Genomic DNA, 19305 nt, shown 5'->3' with positions numbered 1-19305 from the left:
GCTTTCAAAAGTATATCTTTATACTCTTAGCGTTTATGACTTAAATCATAATGATTCCACAAGAAATACTACTGTCTTTTCAAGCAGAAATTAAAAGTTTTCGTAAAGATGAAAAAATCTTTTCAGAAAATGATACGGCTCGTAATTATTATCAGGTAATTAGCGGAGCTGTTAAAATGAGTAATTTTAATGATGATGGTAAAGAGTTTATTCAAGGTATATTTTATAAACAGCAAAGTTTTGGAGAACCGCCCTTATTTATTGATGTAAAATATCCGGCAAGTGCTATTACATTATCTGACTCTGAAATTATAGTGCTTCCTAAAGAACAGCTACTGGTTTTACTACAACAACATCCTAAAGTACATTTAACCATTACCCAAAACCTGGCGCAACGCTTGTATTACAAAGCTATTATTGCTTCTGAAATTTCAGGACAAGAGCCTATGCACAGAATTCTTCGTTTTTTAGATTATTTAAAAAATGATGTGCATAAATTAAGCGGAAATTTCACCTTTAAAGTACCTTATACAAGACAACAAATTGCAGACATTTTAGGTCTTCGTGTTGAAACTGTTATACGATCAATTAAAAGCCTTGAAAAAAAAGGAGAAGTAAAAATACTATCTCGAAAAGTTTTTAGGTAGTTTATCTTTCTCAATTTTTCTTCATTAAAATTGCATTTTTTATATTAATCTTTAACTTTGCGACCTTAATTTTATAAAAAAACAATTTTGTTATGAAGAAAAACTACTTTTTTCTACTAATAAGCCTTTTTTCTATTTTTTATATTTCAGCTCAATCAAACTTAGTTCCTAACGGAGATATGGAAAATTGGGATAGTTTAGATGACAATCCTACAGAGTGGGCAAGATTTAGTACCGGAATATGGAAAAAAAGCACAGACTTTCAAAATGGCTCGGCTAGTTTAGAGCTTGAAATTAACTCAGGAGATACTCAAAACTTCATTTTTTCTCCTAATATAGCCTTTACTAATGGTACAACTTATGTTTGTACTTTCTACTATAAATTAGTTACCGGTACATTTAGTAAAGTAAACTTTAATTTAGTGCATAAACCGGGAGTTTGGCCTGAAGATTTAGCTACCAATGAATTTACAAATTTTCCTGCCAATACATGGGTAAAAGGTGAATTTGAATTTACAGCAACTACTACCGAAAATATTCAGGTATATATTAAAACTTATGGAACTGAAGGTGCAAAAATTTTAATAGACAACGTATCTGTAATAGATAACAATCCTATTGTTAATATTCCGGATGCTAATTTTAAAACAGCCTTATTAAATCATTCTCCTGTTATTGATACGAATAATGATGGAGAAATTCAAGTATCAGAAGCAGAAGCGGTAACAGAAGCGATATATGTTATCGGTCAAAATAAAGCGGATAATGAAAAAATCAATGACTTAACAGGTATTGAAGCTTTTATTAATATTGAAAACTTATTCGCAAACAATAATAAAATTAGTACTTTCAATGGATCAAATTTAAGTAAACTTATACGAATTAATATTAATGACAATAATCTCACCAATTTTAATTTAGCCAATGGGAAAAATGAACTAATACAACAATTAATCATAAATAATAATCCTCAATTATTTTGTATTCAATTAGATGCTGATTTTGAGGCTCCTTTTGAAACTAATTATTTTTGGCAAAAAGATGCTATATGTAGCTATAACAGCAGTTGTGACTCAAGTAATGTAATAGATATTCCTGATCCTAATTTTAAAAAGAGATTACTTTCTAATAAAAATTTAAACACTAATCAAGATAATGAAGTTCAATATTATGAGGCTGTTGTTTACACAGGGTTTATCGACGTTAGTAATAATTATGACACGCCTGATAATGAAAAAATTTCTGATCTAACAGGAATTGAACACTTTAAAAAAATAATCAACCTTTATTGTTCTTATAATAAACTAACTCAACTTGATTTAAGTCAAAATACAGAATTACGATTAATCAATTGCGATAATAATCAATTAACAAAATTGAACTTTAGTAAAAATATACGCTTAGAAAAACTTTCATGTAATAGTAATATTTTAACTCAATTAGACCTCACAGGAAACACAAATTTAAAAGAGCTTTCCATTCAATCTAATAATTTATCGCAAATAGATCTTAGTAAAAATATTAATCTAGAAAAAATTCACTTAGGTCATAATCAATTTTCATTACTGTTATTTGATCAAAATATTAAATTAAAAGAGCTAATCTGTTCTTATAATCAACTAACACAACTGGATTTAAGTAACAATATAAATCTTACAAAATTAAATTGTGAAAACAATTTACTAACCAGCCTAAATATAAAAAATGGGGTTAATGAATTACTTGAAACCCTAGACGCAACAATTAATAGAATGTTTTGTATTACTGTTGATGACCCTAGCTATTCAAATACTAAATCAACTTGGCATAAAGATAAAGCTGCGAGCTATAGTACAAACTGTTCTAATATTACTTATGAAGTGGTTTCTATTCCTGATGCTATTTTCAAAGAAAAATTACTTACCAATACTTGGATTAATATTAATAGAGATAGCGAAATACAGCTAGTAGAAGCTCAAAGCTATACAGGAGCCATTGATGTTGATAATTCCTATGATACACCTGATAAAGAACGAATTTCAGACTTAACAGGTATTGAATATTTCAGTAAATTAACTGGTATTTATTGTAAAAACAACAACTTAACTCAATTAGATTTGAGTCATAACTCTAACTTAATATCCATAGAATGTGGATTGAACAAAATAAAAGAGTTATACATTAGTATGGACGCTCCATTACAATCTTTACAATGTTATAATAATGACCTAACTGAATTAAATTTAAAAAATGGTAAGAATAACCTTTTAACCTCTTTAGATTTACAAAGTAATAGACGATTATTATGTGTTACTGTTGATGATGTAGAATATGCTTATAATCAATCTTCTTGGTTCAAAGCTCCTTTTATGACATATAAAATAGATTGCTCTACTGCTTTAACAGATATTGCAATTATACCTGATGAAAAATTTAAAGAAGAGCTTTTGGCTAACACTTATTTAAATGTTAATAATGATAATGAAATACAAGTTTTAGAAGCTGAGAGATATAATATTACTTTAAATGTAAGAAACTCTTACATCACTAATATAGCAGGGATTGAATATTTTACAAATTTAACTAACTTTAATTTAGTAGGTACTCAAATTAAAAATTTAGATTTAAGTGCTAATACTACTTTAAAGGAAATTTATTGTCGTTCAAACTACCTTACTAATATTAATATAAAAAATGGAAACAATTCTCTCATTAATAAACTAGATGTAGATTTTATAAATACGTTAACCTGCATTCAGGTTGATTCTGTAACTTCTGCTGAAAATAATCCTAATTGGAAAAAAAGTAGTTCCGCAACCTATAGTGAGGATTGTTATAAAACAGCAGGTATAGATGATGTTTTTACAGAATCTATAAGCCTTCATCCAAACCCTGTTGAAGATACATTGATTATTGAAACTCAACACAATCAACCTATTAAAAAAATACAGATTTTCAACACGTTAGGTAAAGAAATCATGATAACCAACCAACATCATATTAATTGTACTAGTCTACCTTCCGGTGTTTATTTAATTAAAATCGAAAGCACAGATCAAAAAACAGGATTGAAAAAGTTTATCAAACTATAATACACCTAAAAATTCAAGAACAAACCCTTTTCATAAGCTTATGAAAAGGGTTTTTATATATACAGCTATTTCAAAATAGATCTACGTTTTATACTAGATTAATCTTGATTACGAAACTCCTTATAAATTTCAAGAATTATATAAGCATATCAAGTTTAGAATTTTTACTTTTGTTGCTTCAACACAACAAATAAACATGAACTTAACACAATTAAATGCCATATCTCCTATTGATGGTAGATACCGTAACAAAGTTGCTGACTTAACTAATTATTTTTCAGAAGAAGCTTTAATCAAATACCGAGTAAAAGTTGAAATTGAGTATTTTATTGCTTTATGTGAAATACCATTACCTCAATTGGCTGATTTTAATAAAAATTTATATGCAAATTTACGTGCTATTTATGAAAATTTCACCACTGAAGATGCACTTAAAATAAAGGAGATTGAAAGTGTTACTAACCATGATGTTAAAGCTGTAGAGTATTTTATTAAAGAAAAATTTGATCTTTTACACATACAGGCTTATAAAGAGTTTATCCATTTTGGATTAACCTCTCAAGATATTAACAATACAGCTATTCCTTTATCTATTAAAGATGCTATGGAAGAAGTTTATTACCCAGCCTTAGATGGTTTGGTTTCTAAACTGGCTGAGTTAGCAGAAGAATGGGAAAATATACCTATGTTAGCACGTACTCACGGACAACCAGCCTCTCCTACTCGTTTAGGAAAAGAATTTTTTGTATTTGTTGAGCGCATTAACAACCAAGTAATTCATATACAACATACACCAAATGCTGCTAAATTTGGTGGTGCTACCGGAAATTATAATGCTCATAAAGTAGCTTATCCGAATATAGATTGGAAAAACTTTGGTACTCATTTTGTTGAAGAGATTTTAGGATTACATCATTCTTTTCCTACAACACAAATTGAGCATTATGATCATATGGCTGCTTTGTTTGATGGCTTAAAACGTGTTAACACCATTTTAATTGATTTAGATAGAGATATTTGGACGTATATTTCTAACGACTATTTTAAACAAAAAATCAAAAAAGGTGAAGTAGGCTCTTCTGCAATGCCACATAAAGTAAACCCTATTGATTTTGAAAATTCAGAAGGAAACTTAGGTATTGCCAATGCTATTTTTGAGCATTTAGCCATTAAATTACCGGTTTCACGTTTACAACGTGATTTAACAGACAGTACTGTTTTACGTAATGTAGGCGTTCCTTTTGGACATACATTAATTGGTTTTTCGGCTACATTAAAAGGGTTAAATAAATTATTATTAAATCAAGATAAGTTTGCTGAAGATTTAGAAAATAACTGGGCCGTAGTAGCTGAAGCTATACAAACTATTTTACGTAGAGAAGCATACCCTAACCCTTATGAAGCTTTAAAAGGACTTACGCGTACCAATGAAAAGATTACGCAAATATCTATTGCAAACTTTATTGATACTTTAGAAGTTTCTGAAGCTATAAAACAAGAATTAAAAGCAATAACTCCTTCTAACTATACAGGTATTTAATTTCCATTATAAATGAGAGTATCAATATTTTTAACACTCCTATTAATTATTATTTCTATTAGTTGTTCTTCTGAAAAAAAAGGAGATCCTACTCGATTCAAGTTTGGTACATTTGAAATTCCTGCTAGTGATTCTTACGGAAAAACAACGATTACCAGAGTAGATAGCTTACAAATTGAAGAGTACACAAAAAAAATAAGTATTACTTCTGATAGCACAGTTATCCAAAAAGAAGAAAAGCATATTGATACCTTATATATTAAGTGGAAAAATAATTTTGCATATACCTTGCGAATGAAAAGCCCGAAAACAGATTTGGATAAAGATCCTATATTTGTACAAATAACTAAGGTAACCGATGACTCTTATGAGTTTACCGCTAAAATTGGTTACTCTAATTTTAAACAAAAAGGAACCGTTTATAAAGTAAAATAAAACTATGGAAATTTTCTTACAGGCAGACACATGGGGCGCCTTAGTAACCCTAACTTTTTTAGAAATCGTACTAGGTATTGATAATATTATTTTCATATCCATAGCCGCTAATAAACTACCGGAAAGTGAACAAAAGAAAGCCACAAACATTGGGTTATTCTTAGCTATGCTTTTACGTATAGGTTTACTATTTGGTATTTCTGTACTTATTGCTATGAATGCTCCTTTTTTCCATCTTGATTTATCTTGGTTTAAAGCCGGGTTTACAGGGCAAAGTTTAATTTTATTTGCCGGTGGACTTTTCTTACTGTATAAAAGTACTAAAGAAATTCACCATAAAGTAGAAGGTTTAGATGAGCATTTACTTGAAGAAAAGCCTAAGAAAAGACATACTATTGGTCAGGCTATTGTACAAATTACCTTAATTAATATTGTTTTCTCTTTTGATTCAATTTTAACTGCGGTTGGTATGACTAATGGTGTTAATGGGGCAATGATAATTATGATTACTTCTGTGGTTTTATCAATGATTATTATGATGGTATTTGCTAACCCGGTTGGAAAATTTGTTAATCAACACCCTACAATTCAAATGCTTGGTTTAGCATTCTTAATTCTTATCGGATTTATGTTAATAGCTGAAGCAGCTCATTTATCACATGCTAAGCTTTTCGGACAAGAAATAGGAGCTATACCCAAAGGATATTTATATTTTGCTATCACATTTTCATTAGTAGTTGAAATGTTAAATATGCGTATGAGAAGTAAGAAAAAATAGTCGTCTTTTTAACGTCTATTCTAAGTAAATAAACCTCAATAAATAAAAAATATTGAGGTTTATTTTTTTTAGTTACTTTTGCTATGTGTTAAAGCTTCAAAAATATATAGCAATTGTTAGTTTGTTTATATTACTGGTACCTTCAGTAATACAAACTATTCACGCTTTTGAAGATCATACACATATTGTTTGTTCTGCTGTTGATGAACATCATTTTCACGAACAAGAAGTTAACTGTTCTATTTTACATTTTCACTTTGAGGTTTTTTCTTTTGACCACTCAATTAGTTTTTCTGTAATACCGGAACACTTTTATAAAACTATTTTTACTTTACAACCTCAATTTTTCTCTCATCAGGTTGTAAAACAACAAGCTTCCAGGGCTCCCCCCTGTTTTACTGTTTAAATATGTATTCTATAAATAGTAATAGTTGAAAATCAACTATTAACTATTGTCTGTTTCTTATTATCCCAAATAAGGAATAGCTTCTCGTAAAATTTAATTAGTAAAACATAACAATGAAAAAATTATTCATACTACTACTCTTTATTGAGTTTTCTAACCTATACGCACAAAATACCTTAACCGGAAAAATTACAGATAGTAATAACACCCCTTTATTAGGAGTAGAAATATATGCCCCTAACCTACACAAAGGAACAACTTCATTAGAAGACGGAACTTATACTTTTAAAAATATTCCGAATGGTAAAGTAATTATCAATTTTTCTTTTATTGGATATAAAACCGTTTCTAAAACATTAGCCTTTTCTAATCAAGATTTAACTTTTGACATTCAATTAGAAGAATCTATCTTTAAAATAGACGAGGTTATTATTTCTACACCATTTAATAAATTACAATCTGAAAACGTAATGAAGGTAGAACGTTTATCTGCCAGAGCTATTCAAAAAACCGGGGCTACTACTCTAGCGGAAGGACTTAGCAGTATTGCCGGGGTAACACAAGTTTCTACGGGAGTATCTATTGGCAAACCTGTTATTAGAGGTTTAAGCGGAAACCGCGTTTTAGTTTATACACAAGGGGTACGTTTAGAAAATCAACAATTTGGAGGAGAACACGGGTTAGGTATTAATGCCGCCGGTGTTGAAGGTGTTGAAGTTATCAAAGGCCCGGCCTCTTTATTATATGGTTCAGATGCATTAGGAGGTGTATTATACATTCAGCCTGAAAAATTTGCTTCAGAAAATAAAACCAATGTGAATGTACAACAACGTTTTTACAGCAATACTTTAGGTAGTAATACTTCAGTTGGTGTAAAATCATCATTACAAGACTGGCAATTTTTAGCAAGAGGTACTTATGCCTTTCATTCAGATTATAAAATACCTACAGAACAAAGAGTAACTAATACTCGTTTTAATGAAAAAGATTTAAAACTAGGTGTTGGTTACCATAGCAAAAACTTTTCATCTGAATTACGCTATAACTTTAACGATTCTGAATTAGGATTAACAGAAGGTATTGGTGAACAATCAACAGAAACTCATTTAGAACTTCCATACCAAAGTATTAACAATCATATTCTTAGTTTACACAATCATATTTTCTTTAAAAACTCAAAACTTGATATCGATTTAGGATATATAGTTAACAGCAGAAAAGAGTTTGAAGAACATGAAGACCACGATCCTAACGAACCTCTGGGAGCTCATGAAGAACATGCAGAAGGTGAAGCTGCCTTAGATATGTCCTTAAAAACTTTTAGTTATAACACAAAATACCATCTTCCTAAATTTGGTGATGTAGAAGTGCTTGTAGGTTTACAAGGAATGCATCAAACTAATAAAAATTTTGGAGAAGAACTTTTAATTCCTAATGCTACAGTTAATGATATTGGTGTGTTTACCACTGCTAATTACAGCATAAATGATGATACTGCTTTACAAGCCGGTATTCGTTTTGATAATCGTTCTATTGATAGTGAGCGACATGAAATAACTCATGAAAACGAAGTTCATGTTTTTAATGCCATTAATAAATCTTTTAACAGTTTTACAGCTTCTTTAGGATTTAAAACCAAACTATTTAATTTACTTACTACCCGATTAAATATAGCTAACGGATTCAGAGCTCCTAACTTAGCTGAATTAACATCTAATGGTGTACATCATGGAACGAATCGTTTTGAAGAAGGTAATAATGATTTAGTAAATGAGAAAAACCTGCAATTTGATTTAGCGTTAGAATATGATACAGAACATTTTGAATTATTTGCTAATGGTTTTTATAATGCCATAAATAACTACATTTACTTATCACCTACCGGTGAAATTGAAGATGGGGTACCTGTTTATACTTATTTACAAGAAAGTGCTAAACTATACGGAGGAGAATTCGGTTTTCATTTACATCCGCACCCTTTAGATTGGTTACACCTTGAAAGTAGTTTTGAAACCGTAATTGGTAAAAGAGATACCGGAAACTATTTACCGCTTATTCCTGCTAATGTATTTAAAAATCAAATAAGAGGAGAATTTGATATCAATAAATGGTTTCAACAAGCGTATGCATCTGTAAGCTTACATAGTTACTTAGATCAAAATAGAGTAAGTGAATTTGAAACAACAACTCCTGCATATAGTTTACTTAACTTAAGTATTGGTGGTGATTTTATACTTAATAAATATAAGTTTACAACTTCGCTTATTGTTAATAACCTATTAAACGAAAAATACATCAATCATTTATCTCGATTAAAATCTGACGGAATATTAAATCCGGGAAGAAACTTTGTTTTTAGTTTACAATTTAACTTATAAAAAACATTTTCATATAAAGTAATAAGGGCTCTATCAAATAGATAGAGCCCTTATTGTTTCTAGTTCAAGGGGAAAAAATTTATATCATCTTAGTTCAAAAACACACATCCAAAATCCTTAACCATATACACTTGATTAAATAATATTTCATTAGAAACTACCGGAATTTCAATAAAAATATATTGACTGGTAGCCTCATTTCCTGCTTTATTAACTAGCTTAATTTTAATAGTTTCTGTTTTCATACTCTAAAGCCTTTTAATAATTATACTGCAAAGTAGTAACTAAAATGAAAGCTTAGGTTTGGTTTTAGCTCAAATCATCATAGCTACCTTTCAACTAACCAATTCAATAGATAAAGTGTAAAAAATTAACGATAAAAAAAACCCACCCAAAAGATTGAGTGGGAAAATTGCTATGAAAAAGAAAGTCTAAGGACGTCTCCAAAGACTCTGCTAAGATAAAACTTTTTTTTAAATTATAATAACTTTTCTTAAAAAAAATTTAATAGGCATCTACATCCACTATAAAACGTATAGCTCTAAAGTCTTTTATAGATTCAAATGCATTCTTAATTTTCTGTATTTGTTCTTTTGTTTTTCCTAACGATTGCTTAGGTGGTATTTTAAGGGTTAGATTTTTTATATACTGATTACGAATACGAGAAACAGATGGTTCCGTAGGCCCCATAACATGCTCTCCAAAAGAATTTTGTAACGCTTTAGCTAACCAATGAATACCGGTATCAACCCGAGTATAATCTTTATGTTTTAACGTAATTCTGATGATTCTATAATATGGCGGATAATGAAATTGCCAACGATCTTGTAACTGTTCTTTATACATTTCTGTATACTGGTTGGCAGATACTTGTTGTAAAATTTGATGATACGGATTGTATGTTTGAATTACCACATTTCCTTGTTTTTTAGAGCGTCCAGCCCTACCCGATACCTGTACCATTAATTGATATGCTCTTTCATGTGCACGAAAATCAGGGAAATTCAGCATGGAATCGGCATTTAAAATTCCAACTAACGATACATTTTCAAAATCTAATCCTTTAGAAAGCATTTGAGTTCCTACCAAAATATCTATTTCCTGGGCTTCAAAAGCTCCAATAATTTTTTGATATCCGTATTTTCCTCGGGTTGTATCTAAATCCATTCTGCCAATAGAATGTTCGGGAAACAATTCTTTAAGTTCTAACTCAATTTGTTCAGTTCCGAATCCTTTAGTATCTAAAGTAGAACTTCCGCAAGCTCCGCAACTATGAGGCATGGCTCGCTGATAATGACAGTAATGACACTTTAACTCTTTTCTGAATTTATGATACGTTAAACTAACATCACAATTTGGGCACTGTGGTGATGTTCCGCAAGTTGTACATTCTACCACAGGAGAATATCCTCTTCGATTTTGAAATAAAATAACCTGTTCTTTCTCATTCAGTGCTTCTGTAATCATTTGTAATAAACGATCAGAAAAGTGCCCTTTCATTTCTTTTTTTCTATACTTTTCTTTTATATCAATTAACTCTATTTTAGGTAATTGAATATTCCCAAAACGTCTTTGTAATGCAACAAACCCATATTTTTGTTGCATTGCATTGTAATAACTTTCTATAGAAGGTGTTGCTGAACCTAATAAAAGCTTGGCTTTATGTTGATAAGCTAATACCACAGCCGCATCTCTTGCATTATAACGTGGTGCCGGATCATATTGTTTGTAAGAGCTCTCGTGCTCCTCATCTACCACAATCATTCCTAAATTTGAAAATGGTAAAAACAAGGAAGATCTTGCTCCTAAAATAATTTGAGCTTTCGGTTTATTTTCTATAACATTGTTCCATACTTCTACTCTTTCATTCATTGAATATTTAGAATGAAAAACAGAAATTTGATTTCCAAAATAATTTTGAAGTCTGGTTATGATTTGCGTAGTCAATGCTATTTCCGGCAGTAAAAATAATACTTGCTTTCCGGTAGCTAAAACCTCTTTGATGAGCTTAACATAAATTTCTGTTTTACCTGATCCGGTAACACCGTGTAATAAGGTTACCTCATATTTTTCAAAAGAAGTTTTAATTTCATTATATGCTTGCTCTTGATGTTCATTAAGAGCTTTTATATTGTTTGTAGTACCACCAAAACTAACTCGATCTGTTTGTACGTAATAAAACTCAAAAATTTCTTTATCAACTAACGCTTTTATAACCGCTGATGAAACCGCTGCTCTATCTTCTAAATCTTTAACTTTAATTGGCTTTTTATTTCCTGCTAATTGGAAATAATGTAAAATAGCTTCTCGTTGTTTTTTAGATCTGGTAAGTTCATCAAGCAATACTTGTAAACTTTCTTCTGAGCTATATTTAGCTGATAACCGAATATACTTGACTAATTTAGGCTTATACGTTTCATAGATTTCTTCCTTTATATAAACGGCATTCTTTTGTAGTAATTCGTCTATAATAGGTAATACTTTCTTTTTATCAAGAATATCTGAAACTTGGTGTATGGTTAATTGGGAATGATATTGTAATGCTTCAACGATTAAAAAGGCTTCATCACTAAGTTCAACATCAGCTATAAACACTTCGTTTTTGTAAATAACGGTTTCACTTTCTAATAAAAATGCAGAGGGTAACGCGGCCCTGAAAACATCTCCTAATGAACACATATAATAGCCGGCTATCCATTCCCAATGCTTTAACTGCTGCTCATTAACAATAGGGTGTTCATCTAAAATTTGATGAATATCTTTGGCCTCATACAAATCCGGAGGCGTTTGATGAATGGCAAACACTAATGCTGTATATATTTTAGATTTACCAAAAGGAACAGCTACTCTCATTCCTTTTTTAAGAAAGGTAGCTTCTGCTTCTGTTACTGTATAAGTAAACGTTTTTTGCAGAGGAATGGGTAATATGACATCTATAAAATAAATAGGAAACGTATTTTAGCGAGGCTCAAAACTACATAAATTTCACTACATTGTAAACTGTTTTTTAGAGTTATGAGAGCAACTGAATGGAAATCTTTAGGAAAATTAATCTGTATTGAAAATAAATCTGTTTTTGTTATTGATACCGGCGGTAATAAAGAGGTATTAGTTATTTTACATGGTTTTCCTACCTCCTCTTTTGATTATTATAAGGTACTTCCTGTTTTAGCTGAAAAATACAGAGTGATACTTCACGATCATATTGGTTTCGGATTTTCTGAAAAACCTTTGAATTATTCATATTCACTTATTGAACAAGCAGATGTAGCCATTAGTTTATGGCAGAATTTAGGGCTAAATACAGTTACCTTATTAGCACATGATTACGGAACCAGCATTGCTACCGAAATTATTGCCCGATACAACCGTAAACAAATTAATTTTAATTTTAAAGAACTCATACTTTGTAATGGTAGTATGCATATAGAATTAGCCAAACTTAGAATAATTCAAAAACTCCTAAAAAATAAATGGACAGGAAAATGGGCGGCTAAAATGACGAATCCTTATATTTTTAATAGAAATATAAAAAAGACATTTTTTAATAAAACAAAAATTAATAACGAGGAATTACGTGATATATGGTTTTTACTAACCTATAATAATGGTAGAAAAGTTTTCCATTTAATTAGTAATTATCTGAATGAAAGATATTTTTTTTGGCATCGATGGATAGGCGCTTTAACTGTATGTCAAATTCCTGTACGAATTGTTTGGGCAGTTAATGATCCTATAGCCATACCGGCCATCGCTAAACAACTGCATAGTGAAATTCCTATCAATCAACTTACTTGGATTCATAACTCCGGACATTTTCCTATGCTCGAAACTCCTAAAGAATGGTGTGTACAAATACTAGCCTCATAAATTAACTTATTCTTAGTGATTATTTAATTATTTTAAGAATAACATACCTTGAACACCATTTAATGTTAAAATTTTACTAAATCAATCACACTCTTTGAAACGTTTTATAGTATCGTACGTCATATAACTGATTTTAAAAATTAAAACTTAAAAACATTCATTATGAAAACAGTTATAAACATTTTTCTTGCTTTAGGTATCGCTTTACTTTCTTCAGTTTCTGCTGTAGCTGCTACCACAAATCCTACAACCAGTAAAAATAATTTACGTGAACAAGTAGTTAGCTTAATTGGTAAAAGAATTCCTGTTAAGGCTAACGGAACCATCAATGCTCAAATTTCTTTTATGGTAAATGATAAAAACGAAATTGTTATTATTGATGTTACTTCTGAAAACACAGAGTTAAGTACTTATATTAAAAACAAATTGAATTATCAAAAAGTAAATATTACTAAAGAATATCAAAAAGAGATTTATGAGTTACCTATAAAAGTTAACAAAGCATAATATAAATTTCTTCATTTGTTATATAAGAAAAGCGTCAAAATTTGACGCTTTTTTTTATGAGTAAAGTTAATGTAAACAACTTAAATCATAAAAAATCATGGAATTCTTTAGAAATTAATATAAAGTTAAAATCATTACAATCTAAAACAGATAAAAAATAAATTATCATCAAAAAACAACTTTAAAAAAACCTTAATTTTGACTATTTATTAAAAAAAAGTTAATTCTATTTTTAAATATTCATTAATCAAAAACACCCATGTATCTTTGCGCCATCAAAATTAAATTTTAAAAAAATTAATAAAAAACGATTATGAAATCAAAATTTAGTTCGTTAGTTGTAGGTGTAAGTTTATTAATGTCTGTAGCTGCATTTGCTAACGACAAAACCCCTAAAGCAACCAGTTCACTTCGCTCACAAGTTGTTGATTTAATTGGGAATAAAATACCTTTAAATACTGAAGAAAACTTAGTGGTACGTGTTTCTTTTGTTCTTAACAATCAAAACGAAATTGTGGTTGTTGATGTTATTTCAAAAGATGAAAAAGTAAACGCTTTTATTAAAGATAAACTAAACAACAAAAAAGTTTCTGCTTCTAAAGTAAAACAACACGATATTTTTATTTTACCTATTAAAGTAAAAAAATAATACAAACAACCTAATATAATTAAAAAGCTGCTTCTTTTGAAGCAGCTTTTTTTATTTTGTGAGTAAAGAATCTAACAAACCCCGAACACTTTTACTGTTCCAATCTGCAGCTCCGTTTTTATTTACCACAACTTCCCCGTTACCCTCAATAATAAAAGTAGTTGGAATAGATGTTACGTTAAATAATTGTTCTTGAGTTCCGTGAAGTACATAAGTAGGTAAGTTATAGGTGTTTTTCTTATAAAAAGTATCAATTGTCTCCCATTTCTCATTACTTATAAAAACAAAAGATACTTTATCTTTATAATCATTATACAACTGCTGTATACCGGGAAGCTCTGCTACACAAGGCGGACACCATGTTGCCCAAAAATTTAAAAAAACTATTTTTCCTTTTAGTGTTTCTCCTTCTATTGACGTTGTATTTAATCCTGTTAACCTCCAATTGTAATCTTGTAGGGTCTGTCTTTTTTCCTTACTAATAGTAGAAGGAGAAAATGAAACCAAACGAATAAAATATACTTTAGTTGGTGGGTATAAAAGCAACCCGATAACAACCAAAAAAACAAGGTTTGTAATTATTTTTTTTCTGGTTAATTTCATTAATTATCTAAATTGGGTAAAACAAAACCATCTAAAACACTTTTCTTTTTCATCATATTTTCTATAGCTTTCACTTCTCTTGGTGCTTCTCCTGATAAATTAACAGGCTTTTGGTCAGTAATTAAAATATCATCTTCAATACGCACAGCAATACCCCACCATTTTTTATCACATTGGCTTCCTTCCGGTATGTATATCCCCGGTTCAACGGTAATAACCATATTAGGTGCTAAGGTATTGTATGTTCCCGGATCATGAACATCTAAACCAATATGATGAGAAGTACCATGAGGAAAATAAGAATGACCTGCCTCAGGTGACTCGATAATTCCTAATTTATATAGTCCCTCATTAATCACTTTTTTGGCTTCAGTGTTAGGTTTCCAAAAATCATTACCTTTTACACAAGCTGCAATTCCGGCATCCTGAGCTTTTAAAACCAATTCATAAATTATTTTTTGTTCGGGAGAAAATTTACCGTTAGCCGGTATGGTTCTGGTTACATCAGCAGTATATCCTCTGTATTCAGCTCCTAAATCCATTAAAACCAATTCATTTCCTACTTTCATTTTATTATTGTCAATATAATGAAGTATACATCCATTATTTCCGGCTCCAACTATAGATGGGTATCCTTCATACTCTGCACCGTATTTTTTATATACAAATTCATGTATTCCTTGAATTTCGGTTTCAGACATGTTGGGTTTCATGGCTTTCATAACTTCTACCTGACCAATTGCAGATATTCGAACTGCTTTTGTTAATAGTTTTAATTCTTCTTTAGATTTTATTTCTCGTAATTCTGCCATGGTTTTAGGGAAATGACTTATATTAAGATTAACTTGATTCATTTCTTTAATCACTCTTTCTCTTATTTCTTTTCTCAAATCATTATTCTCTGTATCCTTATAATCCATCAATAATTTATCATTCTTAATAGAAGGGTAATAAGTTATTGCCTTTCCTATATACCTTGCAACATTTGCTGAATTTTCTATAGGAGTAGATTTTATAAGTGTATAAATTGATTCTTTCTCATTCAAGAAGAAATTTGCTTTATTATAACCTGATTTGTTTTTGAAATGCGTAACCAAATCATGCAAATCGGTCATGTTTCGTTTAGAATCTCTGTAATCATCTTTAAATTTCTCTATATATACTGCCTCAAAGTTTTTATAGTCAATAGCGTCTGTTAAAAAATTATCGGTAGTTTTTACGGTGGTAAATCCTAGTTCATTTTTAGCCCCGGCTACTCCTAGTCTTTTCCCATTCCACATTTCATATCTTTCATCTTTCTTTGGAACATATAAAATCTCGTTGTAAGTGTTTCCGGTAGCATCTGTTTGGTCTTCAGAAAAAAGAAGTAAAACAGCATTGGGCTCTCTAAATCCTGTTAAATAATAAAAATTAGGGTCTTGATGAAAAACATAATCCACATCATTAGCCCTGTTTCTTATCGGATTAGAAAACACAACAGTTACAGAATTTTTAGCCATTTTATTACGTAGCATGTCACGTTTTTCTTTATGAAAACTTGCCGGTAAATAGTCGGTAGGTGTTTGTCCTATACATACTAAACTACTTAGTAACGTAGTGCAAACAAATAAAATACCCTTCCATCTCATAAACTTATAATTTAGGTTTCTATTCAAAGTTAAAATTATTTAAAAAGTTTGCTAAAATATTAACATAACTTTAGTTAAAATACCATTAAAATATTCAACAATTTCACGCTTTTTGTTTCTCTTTTTTTATATACTTTAGCAACATTATAAAACAAACAATTCTAAAAAAATGAAAAATACTGCATTAACACACATTCATGACGCTTTAGGTGCTAAACTAGTTCCTTTTGCCGGGTTTAATATGCCTGTACAATATGAAGGTGTGAACATTGAGCATGAAACTGTGAGAAACGGTGTAGGTGTATTTGATGTTAGCCATATGGGTGAATTCTTTTTAAAAGGTGAAAACGCCTTGGCTTTAATTCAAAAGATAACGTCTAATGACGCTTCAAAATTAACTCCGGGAAAAGCTCAATATAGCTGTATGCCTAATGCTGACGGTGGTATTGTTGATGATTTAATTATTTACATGATTAGTGAAAATGAATACATGTTAGTAGTTAATGCTTCAAATATTGAAAAAGACTGGAACTGGATTTCAAAACACAACGATTTAGGAGTTACTATGGAAGACCGTTCTGATGATTGGTCTTTATTAGCTATTCAAGGTCCTAAAGCTGCTGAAGCAATGCAATCGTTAACCTCAGTAGATTTATCTACCATTAAATTTTACACTTTTGAAATTACTGACTTTGCCGGATTACCCAATGTAGTTGTTTCTGCTACCGGATATACAGGTTCAGGAGGTTTTGAAATTTATGTAAAAAATGAAGATGTTGAGGCAGTTTGGAACAAAGTGTTTGAAGCGGGTGCTGATTGGGGAATTAAACCTATCGGATTAGCCGCTCGTGATACACTTCGTTTAGAAATGGGATATTGCTTATATGGCAATGACATTGATGATACAACTTCTCCTATTGAAGCTGGTTTAGGATGGATTACTAAGTTTACTAAAGATTTTGTAAACTCTGAGGCCATTAAAAAACAAAAAGAAGAAGGAGTTTCTCGTAAATTAGTTGCTTTTGAATTAACAGAACGTGGTATTCCTCGTCAAGGGTATGAAATTGTAGATGCAGACGGAACCATTATTGGAAATGTTACTTCTGGAACAATGAGTCCTTCTTTAAATAAAGGAATCGGTTTAGGATACGTAACTATTGAAAACTCAAAATTAGATAGTGAAGTTTTTATCCAAATCCGTAAAAAACAAATTCCTGCAAAAGTGGTTAAATTACCATTTTATAAAGGATAATATACAGTCAAATAAAAAAGGCTACTCTGTTACAGAATAGCCTTTTTTTATACCATAAACTTTTTTACTTCTTTTCTTCATTCAGAATTTCTTCTGCATAGGAATTACACTGTAAGAATGTAGACTTTACGTCTTCAAAAGTAGTTTTAGGGTTAATTAAACACATTCTTAATACCACTTGTTTATTTAACACAGTGGTTACTAAAAACGCCTCACCGGAATCCATTATTTTTTGCGAAATCTGTTGATTTAATTTATCAATTCTTTCTTCAGATAAATTCAACCCAATCGGATTGTATCTAAAATTAATAACTGCCAAGGTTGCCGGAGAAATAATTTCCCAGTTTCTACTCTTACGTAGCATTTTTTCTACATCATCAGCCAATTGAATATTATAAGTAACCGCCTTTTTAAAGGTATCTAAACCATACGTTTTGATAGACATATAAAACTTTAAAGCTCTAAAACGTCTGGTTAATTGAATTCCGTAATCATAAAAATTAATTTCTGATTCATTTCCTTCAATATCTCTTAAATACTCAGGCTTTTCGCTAAATGTATTGCTTAACCAACTGGCGTCTTTTACTAATAAACACCCTATTTCATAAGGCTGATAAAACCATTTGTGCGGATCTACAGTTAATGAATCGGCTCTTTCAATACCTCTCAAAGCCTTAGCTCCTTTTTCCGATAAAATTGCCGCTCCACCATAAGCTCCGTCAACATGCATCCATAACCCTTCTTCCTCACAAATATCTGCAATATCATTTAACGGATCAACTGTACCTGTATTGGTAGTTCCTGCAGACGCTATAAAACAAAACGGTTGTAACCCTTCTAGTCGGTCTTTAGCAATAGCATTTTTTAACTTGTTAATACTAATTCTAAACTCTAAATCTGTAGGTAAAACTCTGATTTGTTCTTTCTTAAAGCCTAAAACGCGAATAGCTTTAATATTTGATGAATGGGCTTGATCTGATAAATAAATAACAGCCTTTGAAAAATCATCTCCACACTTAATACGTCTGGCAGTTACTAAAGCGGTTAAGTTAGCCATAGAACCTCCGCTGGTAAAAATACCGCCCCCTTTTTCTACCGGAAAATTATACATTTTCAATAACCAATTCATGGTTACAATTTCCAGTTCGGCAGCTGCCGGTGATACCATCCATCCACCTGAAAAAATATTAAACCCTGTAGCTAAAGTATCTGCCATAGTACTAATAAAATTACTAGGACCAGGTACAAAAGAAAATGCTTTTGGATGAGATATAACCGTACTGTTTGGCATTACATTTTCCATAACAAAATTTAAAACCTCTTCAGCAGGCATACCGTTGCTTGGTGCTTCTTGTAAAAAAACGCTATCCATTTCTTTTCGAGTAGCACGAATTACCGGTTTTTTACTACCAATACTATCCCAATGATCTGCAATTAAATCAACAATTTTATATCCATACGATTTCATCTCTTCTTTGGATAAATCAAAGTGAGCGCTCATAATCTTTTTATTTATTTAAGTTTCTGCAAAATTAAAACAA

General features: G+C 30.5%; 16 protein-coding genes. 11 read left to right on the top strand and 5 right to left on the bottom strand.

Annotation, left to right across the window (positions count from 1 at the left end):
* Nucleotides 1-50 precede the first annotated feature (50 nt).
* From ACQY1Q_RS00120 to ACQY1Q_RS00090, 7 genes are all read left to right on the top strand, one after another.
* A complete protein-coding gene (locus ACQY1Q_RS00120; RefSeq protein WP_431003241.1) occupies nucleotides 51-647 on the top strand; it encodes a Crp/Fnr family transcriptional regulator in 597 nt (198 codons plus the stop codon).
* A 92-nt stretch (nucleotides 648-739) separates the two neighbouring features.
* Nucleotides 740-3718 (top strand): T9SS type A sorting domain-containing protein, encoded by a 2979-nt coding sequence (locus ACQY1Q_RS00115; protein ID WP_431003240.1) that lies wholly within the window; start codon nucleotides 740-742, stop codon nucleotides 3716-3718.
* Between the two features lie 196 nt (nucleotides 3719-3914).
* The gene (gene purB / locus ACQY1Q_RS00110) at nucleotides 3915-5258 is read left to right on the top strand and encodes an adenylosuccinate lyase (protein WP_431003239.1); all 1344 of its coding nucleotides are present in this window, start codon (nucleotides 3915-3917) and stop codon (nucleotides 5256-5258) included.
* Between the two features lie 12 nt (nucleotides 5259-5270).
* Nucleotides 5271-5693 (top strand): hypothetical protein, encoded by a 423-nt coding sequence (locus ACQY1Q_RS00105; protein ID WP_431003238.1) that lies wholly within the window; start codon nucleotides 5271-5273, stop codon nucleotides 5691-5693.
* Nucleotides 5694-5697: 4 nt separating this feature from the next.
* On the top strand, nucleotides 5698-6471 hold the full coding sequence (locus ACQY1Q_RS00100) for a TerC family protein (RefSeq protein WP_431003237.1): 774 nt from the start codon (nucleotides 5698-5700) through the stop codon (nucleotides 6469-6471).
* An 85-nt stretch (nucleotides 6472-6556) separates the two neighbouring features.
* Nucleotides 6557-6877 (top strand): hypothetical protein, encoded by a 321-nt coding sequence (locus tag ACQY1Q_RS00095; RefSeq protein ID WP_431003236.1) that lies wholly within the window; start codon nucleotides 6557-6559, stop codon nucleotides 6875-6877.
* 113 nt (nucleotides 6878-6990) lie between these two features.
* Complete coding sequence (locus ACQY1Q_RS00090) at nucleotides 6991-9255, top strand: TonB-dependent receptor (protein WP_431003235.1); 2265 nt, start codon at nucleotides 6991-6993, stop codon at nucleotides 9253-9255.
* Nucleotides 9256-9344: 89 nt separating this feature from the next.
* On the opposite strand, the gene ACQY1Q_RS00085 is transcribed toward ACQY1Q_RS00090, so the two are convergent.
* Together ACQY1Q_RS00085 and priA are read right to left on the bottom strand one after the other, a co-directional pair.
* Complete coding sequence (locus ACQY1Q_RS00085) at nucleotides 9345-9500, bottom strand: hypothetical protein (RefSeq protein WP_431003234.1); 156 nt, start codon at nucleotides 9498-9500, stop codon at nucleotides 9345-9347.
* A 259-nt stretch (nucleotides 9501-9759) separates the two neighbouring features.
* Nucleotides 9760-12183: a replication restart helicase PriA gene (priA, locus tag ACQY1Q_RS00080; protein ID WP_431003510.1), complete on the bottom strand. Its 2424-nt coding sequence runs from the start codon at nucleotides 12181-12183 to the stop codon at nucleotides 9760-9762.
* A gap of 87 nt (nucleotides 12184-12270) precedes the next feature.
* Here priA and ACQY1Q_RS00075 point away from each other — a divergent pair, with 87 nt between their 5' ends.
* The 3 genes from ACQY1Q_RS00075 to ACQY1Q_RS00065 all read left to right on the top strand — a co-directional run bounded on the left by ACQY1Q_RS00075 (nucleotide 12271) and on the right by ACQY1Q_RS00065 (nucleotide 14281).
* Nucleotides 12271-13125 carry an alpha/beta fold hydrolase gene (locus ACQY1Q_RS00075; RefSeq protein ID WP_431003233.1) on the top strand — a complete coding sequence of 285 codons (855 nt, stop codon included), beginning with the start codon at nucleotides 12271-12273 and terminating at the stop codon, nucleotides 13123-13125.
* Nucleotides 13126-13287: 162 nt separating this feature from the next.
* On the top strand, nucleotides 13288-13632 hold the full coding sequence (locus ACQY1Q_RS00070) for a hypothetical protein (RefSeq protein WP_431003232.1): 345 nt from the start codon (nucleotides 13288-13290) through the stop codon (nucleotides 13630-13632).
* Nucleotides 13633-13945: 313 nt separating this feature from the next.
* On the top strand, nucleotides 13946-14281 hold the full coding sequence (locus ACQY1Q_RS00065; RefSeq protein WP_431003231.1) for a hypothetical protein: 336 nt from the start codon (nucleotides 13946-13948) through the stop codon (nucleotides 14279-14281).
* Between the two features lie 51 nt (nucleotides 14282-14332).
* Here ACQY1Q_RS00065 and ACQY1Q_RS00060 read toward each other — a convergent pair whose 3' ends face one another.
* Together ACQY1Q_RS00060 and ACQY1Q_RS00055 are read right to left on the bottom strand one after the other, a co-directional pair.
* Entirely contained in the window at nucleotides 14333-14884 is a 552-nt protein-coding gene (locus ACQY1Q_RS00060) for a TlpA family protein disulfide reductase (RefSeq protein WP_431003230.1), read from the bottom strand.
* Nucleotides 14884-16512 (bottom strand): aminopeptidase P N-terminal domain-containing protein, encoded by a 1629-nt coding sequence (locus ACQY1Q_RS00055; protein ID WP_431003229.1) that lies wholly within the window; start codon nucleotides 16510-16512, stop codon nucleotides 14884-14886. Before ACQY1Q_RS00055 ends, ACQY1Q_RS00060 begins: the two co-directional genes overlap by 1 nt.
* A 169-nt stretch (nucleotides 16513-16681) precedes the next feature.
* Here ACQY1Q_RS00055 and gcvT point away from each other — a divergent pair, with 169 nt between their 5' ends.
* Complete coding sequence (gene gcvT / locus ACQY1Q_RS00050; RefSeq protein ID WP_431003228.1) at nucleotides 16682-17764, top strand: glycine cleavage system aminomethyltransferase GcvT; 1083 nt, start codon at nucleotides 16682-16684, stop codon at nucleotides 17762-17764.
* Between the two features lie 64 nt (nucleotides 17765-17828).
* On the opposite strand, the gene ACQY1Q_RS00045 is transcribed toward gcvT, so the two are convergent.
* The gene (locus ACQY1Q_RS00045; protein WP_431003227.1) at nucleotides 17829-19265 is read right to left on the bottom strand and encodes a pyridoxal phosphate-dependent decarboxylase family protein; all 1437 of its coding nucleotides are present in this window, start codon (nucleotides 19263-19265) and stop codon (nucleotides 17829-17831) included.
* Between the last annotated feature and the right edge of the window lie 40 nt (nucleotides 19266-19305).

Source organism: Tenacibaculum sp. TC6, assembly GCF_050606265.1.
Taxonomy (GTDB): domain Bacteria; phylum Bacteroidota; class Bacteroidia; order Flavobacteriales; family Flavobacteriaceae; genus Polaribacter.
The sequence above is the reverse complement of the archived record's forward strand: the minus strand, read 5'-3'. Positions and strand labels throughout refer to the sequence as shown.

Bases quoted from the DNA above. Each gene is read 5' to 3' on its own strand.
- ACQY1Q_RS00115 (WP_431003240.1), top strand. From the start codon at position 740: ATGAAGAAAAACTACTTTTTTCTACTAATAAGCCTTTTTTCTATTTTT.
- ACQY1Q_RS00105 (WP_431003238.1), top strand. From the start codon at position 5,271: ATGAGAGTATCAATATTTTTAACACTCCTATTAATTATTATTTCTATT.
- ACQY1Q_RS00060 (WP_431003230.1), bottom strand. From the start codon at position 14,884: ATGAAATTAACCAGAAAAAAAATAATTACAAACCTTGTTTTTTTGGTT.
- purB (WP_431003239.1), top strand. From the start codon at position 3,915: ATGAACTTAACACAATTAAATGCCATATCTCCTATTGATGGTAGATAC.
- ACQY1Q_RS00075 (WP_431003233.1), top strand. From the start codon at position 12,271: ATGAGAGCAACTGAATGGAAATCTTTAGGAAAATTAATCTGTATTGAA.
- ACQY1Q_RS00100 (WP_431003237.1), top strand. From the start codon at position 5,698: ATGGAAATTTTCTTACAGGCAGACACATGGGGCGCCTTAGTAACCCTA.
- ACQY1Q_RS00085 (WP_431003234.1), bottom strand. From the start codon at position 9,500: ATGAAAACAGAAACTATTAAAATTAAGCTAGTTAATAAAGCAGGAAAT.
- ACQY1Q_RS00055 (WP_431003229.1), bottom strand. From the start codon at position 16,512: ATGAGATGGAAGGGTATTTTATTTGTTTGCACTACGTTACTAAGTAGT.
- ACQY1Q_RS00045 (WP_431003227.1), bottom strand. From the start codon at position 19,265: ATGAGCGCTCACTTTGATTTATCCAAAGAAGAGATGAAATCGTATGGA.
- ACQY1Q_RS00070 (WP_431003232.1), top strand. From the start codon at position 13,288: ATGAAAACAGTTATAAACATTTTTCTTGCTTTAGGTATCGCTTTACTT.
- ACQY1Q_RS00065 (WP_431003231.1), top strand. From the start codon at position 13,946: ATGAAATCAAAATTTAGTTCGTTAGTTGTAGGTGTAAGTTTATTAATG.
- ACQY1Q_RS00120 (WP_431003241.1), top strand. From the start codon at position 51: ATGATTCCACAAGAAATACTACTGTCTTTTCAAGCAGAAATTAAAAGT.
- ACQY1Q_RS00090 (WP_431003235.1), top strand. From the start codon at position 6,991: ATGAAAAAATTATTCATACTACTACTCTTTATTGAGTTTTCTAACCTA.
- gcvT (WP_431003228.1), top strand. From the start codon at position 16,682: ATGAAAAATACTGCATTAACACACATTCATGACGCTTTAGGTGCTAAA.